The 14,424-nt window shown below is 53.7% G+C and carries 13 protein-coding genes; all 13 read right to left on the reverse strand.

The window, feature by feature from the left end; all coding sequences use genetic code 11:
• Positions 1 to 14 precede the first annotated feature (14 nt).
• On the reverse strand, positions 15 to 1,634 hold the full coding sequence (locus tag LA360_RS28420) for a hypothetical protein (RefSeq protein ID WP_022202101.1): 1,620 nt from the start codon (positions 1,632 to 1,634) through the stop codon (positions 15 to 17).
• Positions 1,635 to 1,648: 14 nt separating this feature from the next.
• Positions 1,649 to 3,058: an MATE family efflux transporter gene (locus tag LA360_RS28425; protein ID WP_057572491.1), complete on the reverse strand. Its 1,410-nt coding sequence runs from the start codon at positions 3,056 to 3,058 to the stop codon at positions 1,649 to 1,651.
• Positions 3,059 to 3,132: 74 nt separating this feature from the next.
• Positions 3,133 to 3,729, reverse strand: coding sequence for a nucleotidyltransferase family protein (locus LA360_RS28430; protein WP_022202099.1), 597 nt, complete (start codon positions 3,727 to 3,729; stop codon positions 3,133 to 3,135).
• Between the two features lie 16 nt (positions 3,730 to 3,745).
• Entirely contained in the window at positions 3,746 to 4,615 is an 870-nt protein-coding gene (gene yqeC / locus LA360_RS28435) for a selenium cofactor biosynthesis protein YqeC (RefSeq protein ID WP_002584299.1), read from the reverse strand.
• Positions 4,616 to 4,818: 203 nt separating this feature from the next.
• A complete protein-coding gene (ltrA, locus tag LA360_RS28440; protein ID WP_002578445.1) occupies positions 4,819 to 6,099 on the reverse strand; it encodes a group II intron reverse transcriptase/maturase in 1,281 nt (426 codons plus the stop codon).
• Between the two features lie 817 nt (positions 6,100 to 6,916).
• The gene (locus LA360_RS28445; RefSeq protein ID WP_022200750.1) at positions 6,917 to 7,948 is read right to left on the reverse strand and encodes an XdhC family protein; all 1,032 of its coding nucleotides are present in this window, start codon (positions 7,946 to 7,948) and stop codon (positions 6,917 to 6,919) included.
• Complete coding sequence (locus LA360_RS28450; protein ID WP_022200749.1) at positions 7,945 to 8,886, reverse strand: NTP transferase domain-containing protein; 942 nt, start codon at positions 8,884 to 8,886, stop codon at positions 7,945 to 7,947. The genes LA360_RS28445 and LA360_RS28450 overlap by 4 nt, the downstream gene beginning before the upstream one ends.
• Positions 8,887 to 8,936: 50 nt before the next feature.
• A complete protein-coding gene (locus tag LA360_RS28455; RefSeq protein ID WP_002584302.1) occupies positions 8,937 to 10,085 on the reverse strand; it encodes a sulfate/molybdate ABC transporter ATP-binding protein in 1,149 nt (382 codons plus the stop codon).
• Positions 10,086 to 10,098: 13 nt separating this feature from the next.
• A complete protein-coding gene (gene modB, locus LA360_RS28460; RefSeq protein ID WP_022200748.1) occupies positions 10,099 to 10,770 on the reverse strand; it encodes a molybdate ABC transporter permease subunit in 672 nt (223 codons plus the stop codon).
• A gap of 21 nt (positions 10,771 to 10,791) precedes the next feature.
• Positions 10,792 to 11,691: a molybdate ABC transporter substrate-binding protein gene (modA, locus tag LA360_RS28465; RefSeq protein WP_022200747.1), complete on the reverse strand. Its 900-nt coding sequence runs from the start codon at positions 11,689 to 11,691 to the stop codon at positions 10,792 to 10,794.
• A 194-nt stretch (positions 11,692 to 11,885) separates the two neighbouring features.
• Positions 11,886 to 12,854 carry an MOSC domain-containing protein gene (locus LA360_RS28470; protein WP_022200746.1) on the reverse strand — a complete coding sequence of 323 codons (969 nt, stop codon included), beginning with the start codon at positions 12,852 to 12,854 and terminating at the stop codon, positions 11,886 to 11,888.
• A gap of 5 nt (positions 12,855 to 12,859) precedes the next feature.
• On the reverse strand, positions 12,860 to 13,927 hold the full coding sequence (gene moaA, locus LA360_RS28475; RefSeq protein ID WP_057572494.1) for a GTP 3',8-cyclase MoaA: 1,068 nt from the start codon (positions 13,925 to 13,927) through the stop codon (positions 12,860 to 12,862).
• Positions 13,924 to 14,418 (reverse strand): cyclic pyranopterin monophosphate synthase MoaC, encoded by a 495-nt coding sequence (gene moaC / locus LA360_RS28480; protein ID WP_002584307.1) that lies wholly within the window; start codon positions 14,416 to 14,418, stop codon positions 13,924 to 13,926. The genes moaA and moaC overlap by 4 nt, the downstream gene beginning before the upstream one ends.
• Positions 14,419 to 14,424: the final 6 nt, after the last annotated feature.

Raw genomic sequence — 14,424 nt, forward strand, 5'->3', positions numbered from 1 at the left:
ATAGTATGTACGGATTATAATTTTTGATTCATGAGCCGCAGGGCTTCAATGCATTTTCCTTCACTGCCGTCCATATTGTAAAGCTCTCCCTGAGTCACAAAGGTATATACCTGAACGTCGTCCACATAGGCGCCTTTGCCTCCGCTTACGCTGATGGTGAAATCCGAGGGCTGGCAGCTGCTGAACTTAAGCTCCACCTTCCGCTCCTCCTTCACGTCCACAGTCCTTGTCTGGGAGCCCATGCGTATGGTCAGCCTGCATTTTTCCTCTGCCCCTGTCCTCAGCCTCACATAAGTATCTTTTCCTGTGTTGCCTGTCATCCGGCTGCCCAGGTTCTGGTAAATATTTCCGCCGGAGGGAATCATTGCGGATTTTCCGTTCTCATCCTCCATAATATAGCTTCCTCCGGAAAAACGCCATCCGTCCGCGCCAAGGGCAAACTGGGCGTTGAACAGCTTATTGTCCCCGTAATCCCGGTAGGTCCATATGCCGTATCCCATGGTAGAATTTTTAAGAATGGGAACAACGCCTTCCAGATACAATGATTTTTCATCGTCCCGCAGCTGGGCATTGTGCTCATATCCAACTGTATTGTCCGTAAACAGGAACTGGTCCAGATACACCGGCTTGCCTCCGCTGTACACATGAAGGCGGTTCAGGAACACGGGAACCTTTTCCAGTGCTTCCGCTGCCGTCACGCGTTCATGCTCATTCATGAAGCCCATGGGAATGCCGTACATCGCGCTGGTATAGGCGGCGCTTCCGCTGGGGAAGGTGGAGGAATGCATGAAGCCCTCCCGGCTTCCGTCCTTGTGTTCCACCGGGTCCACATCCAGTCGCACTTCCATGGACAGACCGGGAAACACAGTCTGGCTGTCAGCCAGAAGTTCATTTAAAAACTGGTCGTAGAACCCGTAAAATACGCTTCTGGCCTGGGAATCCTTTGCCGGAAAATACAAGTCGTCGTAGCCGGACAGCTTGTGCCCGTACATCTCCTCCAGTTCTTCCAGCTCATAATTTTCCCTGGCGTAATCCACATATCCGCAGTCCCTGGCCATGCTGCGTCCCTTTACCCCTTTTCCCAGGGACGCGCTGGCATCCGTGAAGTTCCAGAAGTCCTCCCAGGTCAGGAATCCTCCGCAGAAATTCTCATGGGAGGATGCCGCCTGATAGAGACGGCCCACATATTCCAGCCAGGCCGACCGCTCCGTGCCCTCCTGCATCAGCCCCTGGTACCGGTCCATCACATTGCCGGCCCCGCAGTAATCCCAGGTGTATCCCACCCTCAGCATCACGCTCAGTCCCCGGGCAGCGGCGGCATCCATGACACGGTCCAGCTTGTCCCAGGCATACTGGTTGTATGTGCATGGGGACATGCCTGGCTGGAATTCCCTCCAGGGTACCACCAGAATGATATTGTTAAAGCCGTCCTGCGCAATGCGGGCCAGCTCCTGGTCCATATGGCGGCTCTCGCTGTTCCAGAAATTGATAACCCAGTCATCGGAATAGTAGGTGGCTGATTTGAGATAACCGGCTGTCCCCGCGGCATGGTCCTCTGCCCTGGCAAAGCCGGATGTAAACAGAAACGCTGCCGTCCCCAGTATGGCCGCGGCCTTCATGTATGGTCTTTTCATTGGTTCTTTCTCCTTTAGCTGTGGATCTTTTCTCCGCCCCGTTTTAACTCAGGCCACACAGTAAGCAGCATGGTCCCGAAGCAGGCTCCTCCTCCGATGAAATTGGATATGGGCTCTGCCATCAGTATTCCCTGGGTTCCCATTCCGAATACAGTGGGCAGTATGATGATAAGGGGTATGACGATGATGACTTTTCGGAAAATGGAAAAAAATACCGCGTTTCTGGATTTTCCCAGACCCACAAATACGGACTGTCCCGCAAACTGAAGGGACATCATAAAAAATCCAAAGAAATACATACGTATGGCCGGGATTCCCGCCTCCACCATATCGCCCTCCCGGTTGAAGATGCGGATGAAAAACGCCGGAAACCAGTCCACAAATCCCCAGGCCACCACTGTATACAGAATACAGACCACGGACATGAATACAATGGACTTCTGTACCCTTTTATACTCCCTGGCTCCGTAGTTAAACCCCAGCACGGGCTGGGCGCTGTTGGTCAGGCCGTTTACAGGCATGGAAATGACCTCCCTAACCGAGTTGATAACGGTCATGATTCCCACATAGAGGTCGCCGCCAAATTTCTGGAGCATGGAATTATACATGATCTGTACGAGACTGTTGGTGATGGACATGGTAAACCCGGACATACCCAGGCCTACGATGCGAAGCAGCCTGCCGCAGTCCAGCCTCATGGCGGAAGGCCGCAGCTTCAGGATGGTCCGCCTGCCGGTGAGGAAGGCCAGGATCCACAGGGCTGACAGCATCTGAGAAAGGATGGTGGCCAGGGCAGCGCCCCTCACCCCCATGTTAAAAACAAAGATAAAGACGGGGTCCAGTACAATATTGGTGACCGCCCCCAAAAGCACGGTCATCATGCCCACGGTCCCAAACCCCTGGGAATTGATGAAGCTGTTCATGCCCAGGCCTGTCATGACAAAGATATTGCCCATGAGATAGACGGTCACATAGGCGTCCGCGTAGAAAATGGTGGCATCGCTGGCCCCAAAGAGATACAGCATGGGTCTCTTGAACATCAGTCCCAGGACCGTCAGCAGAATCCCCACCGCCACCATCATCACAAAGGAATTGCCCATGATGGCCTCCGCCTCTTTTTCGTTCCCCCTGCCTCTCTCAATGGAACACAGGGGAGCACCGCCCATGCCAAAGAGGTTGGCAAAGGCAATCACAATGGATATGATGGGCAGGCAGAGCCCCAGCCCTGTCAGGGACAGGGTGGCGTTCTCCGGTATCATTCCTATGTAAATGCGGTCCACAATATTATACAGCACATTGATGAGCTGCGCCAGGGTCATGGGGACCGCCAGCTTCATGATATTTCCAACCACACTGCCCTTGGAAAAATCATTCTTCTTTTGATTGTCCGATTGTTTGTCCGATTGATTAACCGACTGTTTCATACTCCCACCACATTTCCGTTTGTTCTGTCTGTTTTGTCCCGGCCGCACCGGATAGCTTTAGAAAAATGCCGCCGTCAATTCTGTACCGCTCCCAAATCCTCTGCCCTGTCAATGTCCTTAAGTTCTTCCTCCGGCACCTCCATGGTCCACACATCCTCCGGGTGCGCCTTCATGATTACGCTTCCTCCCCTGTCTCCGCGAAGCCCCATCAGTTCTTCCCTGTAGGCGCCGGCGAATATGGCCGGATTCCCCCGCTTTCCCTGATGGCACACACAGCCCATGCCCTTCCCGGCCAGCCGGAAACCACGTATGAATTCCTTCAGGGTGAACGGACTCATATACGGCTGGTCAGCCACTGAAAACAGAAGCGCCTCTGATTCAGGAGAGGCCGAATCAGTTCCCAGCCTGAGGGAAGCGGTGATTCCCTGGCCGCTGAATCTGTTAAGGACCGCCCGCAGTCCCTGGCTTTCGGCCTGCTCTAGAATCTCCTCATACTGGCTGACCACCAGAACCTCTGTCTGGTACCCCTCTTTTTCCAGCTCCCCCGCCGCACGGCAGATGCAGTCAAGCCCATGACGGTAAAGCGCCTTCCCCTTAAAGGGTACCAGAAGCTTATTAGAGCCAAAACGGCTTCCAAATCCGGAAGCCATATAGATAAACGATATCTTCATCCCTCATAACCATCCTTTAAAATAACCGGGCAGACACGTCCTGGTCCAGCTGTCCGCTTGCAGCCCCAGATGTCTCTCCCATGCCCTCCAGCATTTCCCCGGCCAGCGCTGCTTCCTGCGGGGTGTCGGCCTGGTTGAATACCGGCAGGACATCCGCTCCCGGATAGTCCGCCCGCAGGGGCAGCAGATATCCATGGTTTATCAGTGTCATCATATCTTCCTTTTGTATGACCCAGTCCGCCCTGTTTTCCGGATTCCGGCCAAGTCCATCCGCCGCACTGCCCCACGGCTTGCGGTTATCCTCATAGTGTCTGCGGCCGTGGCGGTTCATCAGAGCCCTGGCCTCCTCAAGCCTCAGGCAGCAGTCCTCAGCCCGCTTTCCAAGGGATGACAGGCCGTTGAGACATAAAATCATGTCTGTATTGTCCGGTATCACCGGCTCCCCGGCCCTTGGCACCTTCAAAGGCAGGCGTCTGGAACCGTCGGCCTCCACCAGCACCAAATCCGCCAGGGAACAGGCCTCCCTATATAATTCCCAGCCTGTAAATGCAATCTTTCCCTTCTCCGCCAGCCTTCCGGCCACAGCCAGGCCGTGGCATCCCAGAACGGTCCTGATTTCTTCCGCATTGCCCTCAAAGGCTCCAAAAGCACCGGGACGGGCCATATGGGTCGTTGTAACCACCAGCACCTTAAGTCCGCGTCTCACGGCCTCCCAGGCCAGTCTGCGGATGGTGGATGTCTTTCCCCCCGCCCCTGCCATGGATATCACAAAAGGGCCCGGTCCTTTCACGGACCGTGCCTGCTCCATCCGTCCCTCCAGCCCCAGGCCATGCCACAGGCTGTCTGTTCCGGTCCATATGCCATACTCGTAAAAATAAGCCCTCATGGCGTTTTCTCCACTTTTACAGTCGATACAAAAACTTATTTTGATACTTTGACTATTTTATCATAAAACAGTAAATTGGGAAAGATGATTTTCCCTTCCATTCAAAAACTTCCATTCAATCGAGTAGGAGGAAGGCGATTATTTCGCCTTCCGACCTCTCACACCACCGTACGTACCGTTCGGTATACGGCGGTTCAATCAACTTAACATGTAACAGCCTTTTCGGCGTAGTAGTCTTCCATGGATACAAGACCAAACTTAGCTAGTCTCTCTTTACTGATACAAATGTGGAGATTCCAGCTTCTGCACACTCTGGCATATCCTTTGGCATATGAAATGCCATGTGCCGCATTTGGCGGCAGACCAAGTTTGATAAGATTCTTTTCCCTGTTCTTTGGCGTTTTCCAGTGTTTCCATATGCACATGCGCAGTCGATACCGAATCTGTCCGTCCATTTTTGCGCACAGCCTTTTCATGCTTCCGATTTTGAAATAATTTATCCACCCTCGGATAAGCCGGTTGAGTTTCCCAATTTTATAACCATTGCCCACTCCCCAGCTCCTGCTTGTATATTTCTTCATCTGCGCCTTGAACTTTGCTGCCGCTTTCGGGTGTGGTCTGGCTTTGTACCCTTTGGCAAATGAGTCATAGTAAAATCCAAACCCCAGATACTTAATGCCCTTTGGTTTATCAACCCTGCTCTTTTCCGCGTTCACTTTCAGTCCAAGCTTTTCCTCTATAAACCGAGCCACGCTCTTCATTACCCGCTCTGCCGCCTGTCTGCTCCCGACCATTATAATAAGGTCATCTGCATACCGGACGAAATCCAGCCTCCTTGCTTCCAGTTCTTTGTCCAGCTCATTTAACATGATATTTGCTAACAGCGGCGAGATATTTCCACCCTGCGGTGTGCCGACTACCGTATCTTCATACTCATCATCAATCATTACGCCGCTGACCAGAATCTTTCTTACCACCGATATGACATCTCCGTCCTTTATTGTCCGTCCGAAAATCGTCATCAGCTTGTCATGGTCTACTGTGTCAAAGAATTTCGCTAGGTCGATATCCACTATCCAGTTGTGTCCGTCATTCATCATTTCCAATGCTTTAAGGACTGCCTGCTGTGCACACCGCTTGGGTCTGAATCCATAGCTGTGGTCGTGAAACTGCTCCTCAAATATCGGGGTAAGCACCTGTGCCACCGCCTGCTGTACAAAGCGGTCTACTGCTGTTGGCACTCCAAGATTTCTTGTACCACCATCGGGTTTGGGTATCTCCACCCTGCGGACTGGCTTCGGCTTATACTTCCTCGTCCGCAACTGTTCCTTAATGTTTTCGCCGTTTTCCGAAAGATATGCGCCAAGTTCTTCAACGGTCATCCCGTCCACGCCTGCCGCTCCTTTATTCCTTACGACTTGCAGATACGCCGCATTTAGATTATCCCTGCTTAATATCTGCTCCATGAGACTGCTTGTGTCCATGCGTTGTTTCCTTTCTGCCCCTTTTGCCTTTGCCGCCTTTGAAGTCATCGACAGGCGTATGCTCCGGCTACGAAGTGGAACGTACTTCAACTGATTGATTGTTCAGCCCTTCGCTCCGTCCCCATTACAGGAACTTCCTCACTACTATGGCTTCTGCTGACTTCTCACAATTCGTTGTTACTACGGCTAATGAGACCGCCTGTGAGACCTCCCCAGTTAAGGTGCGTGTTCTTTTCCTCCATGTACCTGCCGCATTTACTCGTACTTCCGGCAACCTTTTGGACTTCAGTGCCTTTTGCCACCTTATCCGTATTTCCGAGCCTTATATGCGGTTCCTGTCCGTCAGGTCAGAGGTTTGCTTACAGCTTCTTTCAGATTCCGTCTCACGGCGGACACCCTTGCTGTTCGGCTATGTGCTTCGTTGTTGCCTACGCGCACTTGGGACTTTCACCCATTAGAAAACGCCCATGCTGGGCAAACAAAACAGCCGGAAACAAGGGGCATTCCCCCGCTTCCGGCTGCTGTTCTATTCCTGCTGGATTTTATCCTGTCCGGCCTTAATCCGTCCTTATTTCTGGATATTATTCCTGATTACACCATACAAATCAAAACTCAGGATACCAAACACTAATATAACTCCGATGACTGCCATAACTGATTCCTTCCTTCCAATATGTTCCCCATCACTGTGATAGATTCATTATATGTCAGGCAGACCTGCTTAGCAATCCGCATTATATCTAATCTTTTGGTGAACACACATCTGTTTTTTGTGCATGAATGCAAAATATTTTAGATTGACTAATTTTTTTTGCATCTATCTCTTTTTGCCCATCCTGGCAGCTCTCTGAGCAATCAGTTCCCCTGTTATGCTGATGGCAATTTCCGCCGGTGTCTCGGCTCCTATGTCTGTGCCGATAGGCATATGGCACCTTTGGATTTCCTCCAGGGAGAAGCCGTCCGCCAGCAGCTTATCCGTCACCACCCGTATCTTGTTCCTGCTTCCCATGATGCCGATGTAATAAGGATGCAGAGCCATGGCCTGCTTCTGCACGTAATAATCAAACTGGTGCCCTCTGGTCATGACGCACACATAGTCTCTGGGACGGATATCCACATAATCGCTGATATGTTCCATATCCCCCATGACGGTCCTCTCTGCCTGGGGAAACACCCGGGGATTGGCAAATGCCTCCCTGTCATCCATGACCACGCATCTAAATCCCACATGGGCCAGCACCGGAACCAGCTCCCGGGCCACATGACCGCCTCCGAATATATAGACAGTCCCCGCCTGTACCAGGGGCTCGATATAAAACTTACGCCCATCCACTTCCTTCTGGAGGGCATTGCTTCCGAAAAGCTCCTCCTCCGGCAGCTGTCCCAGCCCCTTAATCCCGGCCAGGCCCAGGCTTCGGCTGTACAAACCCATCTGCCAGCATGTCTCGTCGGTGATATCCAGTATAAGCCAGCTGTCCTCATCCTTTGCCAGGGCATCCAGGACCTGGCCGCAGAGACCGGACAGCGCCTGGTCGCCGGGGCGGATGTACTGGAAATATACCACCACATTTCCGCCGCACACCATTCCGATATCCGCCACCTGGTTTCTGGTAAGAGTGAATCCTTTGGCAAAGGAAGCCTTGTCCTCCATGGCCTTAAGGGCTGTCTGCATAGCCTGGTACTCCACGGCGCCTCCGCCTACGGTTCCTTCTATGGACCCGTCCTTCCTTACCAGCATCCTGGAGCCGGTTCCCCTGGGAGTGGAGCCGGAACTGGCAATAATGGTCACCAGGACAGCTTCCTCCCCCTGTTCCAGTAATTGTCTTAACTCTGTAAATAATGTTTTCATGACTCCGTCTCTTCCTCCCCGGAAAAATATTTTTTGTAAAGCCGTTCCCCCTCCATGCGCAGTTCCTTTTCCATCCGCAGGTAGCGGTCCAGAAAATCCTTAGACTTGGGCGTGAGCTGCGAAAAACCTCCCTCCGCCCCGCCTGACTGTGTAATCAGAAGAGGGTAGCCTAACTGCCGCTCAGCCTCCTTTAAAATCTTCCATCCTTTGGTATAGGACATATGCATCTGCCTGCAGGCTGTCTGCATGGAGCCTGTATGGCCGATCAGAGACAGGAACTGGGCTGCCTGGGGGCCGAAAAATCCTTCATTGCGCTCCAGTGTCAGCTGTACCTGGGGATATACGGCCAGCTTTTCCCTGCCCAGACTGCCCAGGGCGCAGTCCTCGTCCGATTCCACGGCCATGATAATCCCCTCATCCTCCACCGGAATTTCTTCCAGCTGCGCATTGATTTCAGGCTGGCGCAGAGCCCCTCTCAGTCCTCTTTCACCGTGATATGCCAAAAGAGGCCCGATGGCTGCCTTGGATACCAGGACCGGATGGCCCCGTTTCCCGTCATATACAGGACAGGCGGCCATTGCCCGGGAACCCATCATCCGCTGTATGGTATCCTGAAGGAACATGGGAAATTTGGCAGGCAGGATGAATACCCTGTCGCATAAATCCTCTATATAATTTAACCCCATGCAGATGCTGTAATACATCTGAGTCTGCTCATAATCCTGATTGCGCAGGCAGATGACCCGCAGTCCGGCAATATGTTTTTCCACCTCGTCCGCCTTCTGTCCCGTGACCACAACCACCGGCTCGATTCCCGCCCGTTTCAGTGTGATGATGATTCTGCGTATGACCGTGCTGTCCCCCACGGGAAGCATGGGCTGAAAACGGCTGATTGTGCTCTTATGGCCTGCTGCGATAATGACAGCCCCTGTCCTCATAAGTCTGTTCCGCCTTTCTGATAAGTATTATAACGGCCTGATATATGCCTCTAAAGTTCTCCTGTCAGGAGCAAAAGGGCGGACGGCGCCACCCTGAGCCACTGTGGAACCACCCCCGCCGTATCGTGGGTGTGGATATCCTTCTCCTTCTTCCACCACAGACCGTTCTGTAAAGTAATATACCACTCAAAAGGCATTTCGGAAATACATGGGGAGCATACTTTTATAAGATTTGCGTCTTCCCGCTCCATATAAGCCCTGGCGCCGCTCTCTGACAGGGGTTCAAAATCATGGGCCCTGATGCCCACGTATGTGATGGCGTCACCCACGGGACGGTCCGTGGCCAGCTCCAGGCCATCCCAGTCCACGGCCCGTATCCTGCGTTCCCCCAGACGTTCAATCCTGGATATGTTCTTACACCCCGTAAGCCTGGCTGCCTGGCATGTGACCGGATTCTGGAAGATGTCCCGTGTTCTTCCGGCTGCCAGCACGCATCCTCTGTCCATAAGCAGCAGATTATCGCAGAGCTGATATGCCTCATCCCTGTCATGGGTCACCATAATGGTCACCCCGTCATACTCCTTAAGGGCGCCGGCCAGCTCCAGCCTCAGCCCTTCCCTCAGGTATGTATCCATGGCTGAAAACGGCTCGTCTAACAGCAGCGCCTCCGGCTCATAGGCCAGACTCCTGGCCAGGGCCACCCTCTGCTGCTGTCCCCCTGACAGTTGGCCCGGATAGCGTTTTTCCAAACCATGAAGCCGGAACCGTTCCACCATCTCAGACACCTTTTGTTCCCCGGCTTCCCGGGACATGGGCCGGCGCCTTCTAAGCCCCACATTTCCCCGTCCCCCCTTTAATCCCACCATGATGTTCTGCTCCACGGTCATGCCCGGAAACAGAGCATAGTTCTGGAACAGGTAGCCCACCCGCCTTACCTGGGGCTTCTCATTGATCTTGAGGGCAGAGTCATAGAGAACACGGCCCCCGGCCGCCTCCCCCTGGGCATAGCGCAGGGCAATCCTGCCCTCGTCCGGGCGGATGATGCCGGCTATGGATTTCAGTGTCATGCTTTTGCCGCAGCCCGACGGCCCCAGGATGCCCAGGCATCCCCGCCCCGCCTCAAAGCTGATGTCCAGGCTGAAACCCTTTAATTTCTTTCTTATATCAACTTCCAAATGAAGATTGTATTCTGAGTTCACGGCTGTTCCCCTTTCATCCCTTCCGGTTCACGGGCCTTAATGCCGCCCAGTTCATCAATACAATGGACAGGAATGCGATGACCACAATCACTGCCACATACCGGTACGCCGTATCCATATTGCCTGCGGCCACCTCGGAATAGACCGCCATGGGAAGGGTCCTTGTTTTGCCTGCTATATTTCCCGCAATCATGGCAGTGGCCCCAAACTCTCCCAGTCCCCTTGCAAAGGCCAGTACGCCTCCGCTGACAACCCCCGGCATGCCTCCTGTCATGAGCACCTTCCAGAAGATGCTCCACTCGCTCATACCCAGGGTCCTGGCTGCCGCCGCCAGGTTCTGGTCCACCTGCTCAAACGCGCCCCTGGCAGAGCGGTACATCAAAGGAAAGGACATAACCACGGCCGCAATCACCGCAGCTGTCCATGAAAATGCAATCTTAACGCTGAAATATTCAATAAAAAACTGTCCTACCGGCCGTTTTACCCCGAAAATATAGAGAAGGAAAAAACCGGCCACCGTAGGGGGAAGGACAAGGGGCAGCGTAAGCACGCCGTCCCAAATCAGCTTCCATGTTTCATTTTTCATGCTCACCACAGCCCATGCCGCAAAGATTCCCAGAAAAAACGTAATGAAAATCGACAAGCTGGCTGTTTTCATAGATATCAGTATCGGTGACCAGTCCATGGATGGTTCCTCCCTTTTTCCTTACTCGCCTTTCGTGAATCCGTACTCCTCAAATACCTTAATGGCCTCGTCCGTCTTAAGGAATTCCACAAAGTTCTTTGCTTCTTCTGCGTGAGCCGTGTTCTTCACTACCGCCACAGGATAGATGACCTTCCCCGCAAGGCTGCCCTCCGGAGCCTCAGCTACCACTTGCACCTGATCCGCCATGCCGGCTGCGTCGGTGGCGTATACGATACCCGCGTCAGCGCTGGACGCGGCCACCTGGTTAAGCACTTCTGTCACGTTGGTTCCAAAGCTTACCTTGTCCTGAATCTTATCCCAGATGCCTAGGCTGGTAAGAGCTTCCTGCGCGTACTGTCCGGCAGGCACGCTGGCTGGGTCTCCGAGAGCAATGCTCTCTGCCTTCTCAATGTCCTCAAACTTCTCAAAACCCGCGCTGCTGCCTGCGGGAACGATGAGCACAATCTTATTCTCCAGCAGGTTGGTGACGGTGTCGGATTCAATCATGCCTTCCTCGTCCAGGGCTGTCATCTGCTTGGTCGCGGCCGACATGAACACATCCGCCTCCAGTCCTTCCTCAATCTGCGTCTGGAGCTTGCCTGAGCTGTCATACGTACCCTTGACAATCACGCCCGGATACTGCTCCTGGAACATGGGAATCAGTTCATCCTCATAGGCATTCTTAAGGCTGGCGGCAGCCGCAACCAGAATCTCCGCGGATTCGCCTGCCTGGGCTGCCATAGTCTCCCCGGCCGAAGACTCTGCTTCTGTCTCTTCACCGGCGGCAGGTGCCTGGGTTGTCTCTGCCGCTGTCTTTGCCGCGGTGGGGGCCGCCGTTGTTTCCTTTGCCCCGCCTGAGCAGCCGGTCAGGGCTGCTGCCGCCATCATTGCCGCCATCATCATGCAAATCTGTTTTTTCATAATTTAATCCTCCTGGATTTAGAATATTATTTATATACAAACACAGGTACTCGTTATACTCAAACGACCATATCGTTCCCCACATAAATGCCCATCTGCAACGGATGAGCATTTATACCGGGCAAGCGCCTGTATTCCTATATCACTGTTATCTGTATCTCTGGAGTGTGTCTGAATTTGCGTTCAGACCCACGTTAGCTTCTGGCGCATTCCGAGGCGCTTCCCCTGAGTATCTTAAGTCCATGGTCAAGACTGCCCATGATGAAGCCAAGGCTCTCCTTAACCGCCCTGGGGCTTCCCGGCAGGTTCACAATCAGGGTCTTTCCCCGGATAACGGACACGCCCCTGCTGAGCATGGCCCGGTCCGTCACCTCCATGGACTTCATGCGGATGAATTCGGCGATTCCAGGCGCATTGCGCTCAGCCACTGCCATGGTGGCCTCGGGAGTCTGGTCCCTGAGGGAAAATCCCGTTCCTCCGCTGGTCAGCACCAGATCCACCTGGCGGCTGTCGGCCAGACGTATAAGCTGTGTCTTTAACTGGACCGGCTCATCCGGCAAAAGCAAAAGCTCCACCACCTCATATCCGGCCGCTTCCAGCAACTCCTTTGCCGCGGGACCGCTCTCGTCCTTTCGCTCTCCCCTGGCGCCCTTGTCGCTGAGAGTGATGACGGCAGCCGTAAAGGGACGTTCCTCCGCCGGCGGCTCCACCCGCATCACATCCCCTGGACGGATGATTCCCTCCCGGACAACTCTGGCAAACACTCCCTCCTTCGGCATGATGCACTCACCCATCCGCTTGTAGATAGCGCAGTGGCTGTGGCATTCCTTTCCTATCTGGGTCATCTCCAGCTGCACGGTGCCCGCATACAGCCTTGTACCCACGGGAAGGCTTCTGAAATCAATACCCTCCACCACCAGGTTCTCGCCAAAAGCCCCGTCTATAACATTGGCCCCGCGCTCGTTGAACGCCCTCACCTTATCATAGGAGAGAAGGCTTACCTGGCGGTGCCAGCGGCCTGCGTGGGCATCTCCCTCAATACCGAAATCCACCAGAAAATGCCCCTCTTCTATGGCCCTCTTCTCAATTCCCCGTTTATCACTGATACAGATGGCCTTCACCACTCCGGTGGGACAGACACTCTGTTTTGTCTGCTCTGACATATACTTTATCCTCCAATAGCAATCATGTTATGTGCTTCTGTTACCTGACCCGGACGCTCGAAGCAGTGGGCCGCGGGTTTGCGTAAAACAGCCTGTTCCATGGCCTTCCTCAGTTCCCTCTGAAGCTCCCCGTCAGACGGACAGCCGGCATAGGGCCACCGGTAATGCCCCTCCTCCTCAGGCCGTTCCTGTCCTTTTCTAAGTATCCGCCTCAAATCCACCCCGTCCTCATAGCACAGACAGGGCTTCAGATAGCCCTGGGAGGTAAGGCGCACCCGATTGCAGTCGCCGCAGAATTTTCCGTGGATAGCGCTGATCAGTCCGATACTGCCCTTAAATCCCGGTATCCTGTAGTAGACAGCCGGTCCGAAGCCATGAACCCGGTCATCCTCCTCCATACAGGGGTATGCCTTCATCATCTCCTCCAGCAGCTCCTGGTGGTTGATGGTCTTAAAATTCCTGCCGTAACCAATGGGCATCATCTCAATAAACCGCACATCCACCGGATATTCCCTTGCCAGCTCCGCCATCTGCCGCCAGCCATCCTGTCCGGCTTCCCGGTGTTCTTCATCCATCTGGCTGAAATCAATGGACACTGCATTGATTTTAACAGATAACGGCATGGCGCAGGCCCGCCTGACGGCTTCCGTCACAGTACCCAGTGCGTCGGTTCCCGTTATCCTCTGATACAGATCCCTGTCCAGGGTGTCAAGACTAATGTTGATGCCGTCTATCCCGGCCTCCGTCAAATCGTCCAGATACCGCTCCAGCAGTACGCCGTTGGTGGTTATGGTTACCTTCTCAATGCCCGGTGTGCTCTTAAGCTGCTTTACCAGCTGGCAGCAGTCCCTGCGCACCAGGGGTTCGCCCCCTGTCACCTTGATATGGCGTATGCCAAGGCTGGCAGCGCAGATTCCCACGGCCCGGATCTCCTCCAGAGACAGGATATCCCATCTGGGAACGCACTCCACCCCATAGGGCATGCAGTACTTACAGCGCAGGTTGCACCTGTCCGTAATGGATATCCTCATATAGTCAATGGTTCTACCCAATGCATCCTTCATATTGCTCATCCCCTGTTCCGGGCACATCTGGGGTTATGGAATTCCCCGCTCTTGCCTCCGCTTTTATGTTCCAGGTAAATGTCTCCGATTTCCATGGACTTATCCACGGCCTTGCACATATCGTAGACTGTCAGCAGCGCCACGGACACTCCTGTCAGCGCCTCCATCTCCACGCCGGTCTTTCCCGTGGTCCTGGCCGTGCAGACCGCCTCAATCTCATTGCTCTCCTTCTTTATGGTGAAATCCACGGTAAGCTTGGTGAGATTCAGTATATGGCACAGAGGAATCAGCTCCGAGGTTCTTTTGGCCCCCATGATGCCTGCCACTCTGGCAACCCCCAGCACATCTCCCTTTGCCATGGTCCCCTGCGCCACCTTTTCCAGGCACTGAGGGCTCATAAAGATGCTTCCTCTGGCCACTGCCTCCCGCTTTGTCTCAGCCTTATCCCCTACATCCACCATCAGGGCGTTGCCCTGGTCGTCAAAATGTGTAAATTCCATGTCTGT

It is taken from the genome of Enterocloster clostridioformis (assembly GCF_020297485.1).
Lineage (GTDB): Bacteria > Bacillota > Clostridia > Lachnospirales > Lachnospiraceae > Enterocloster > Enterocloster clostridioformis.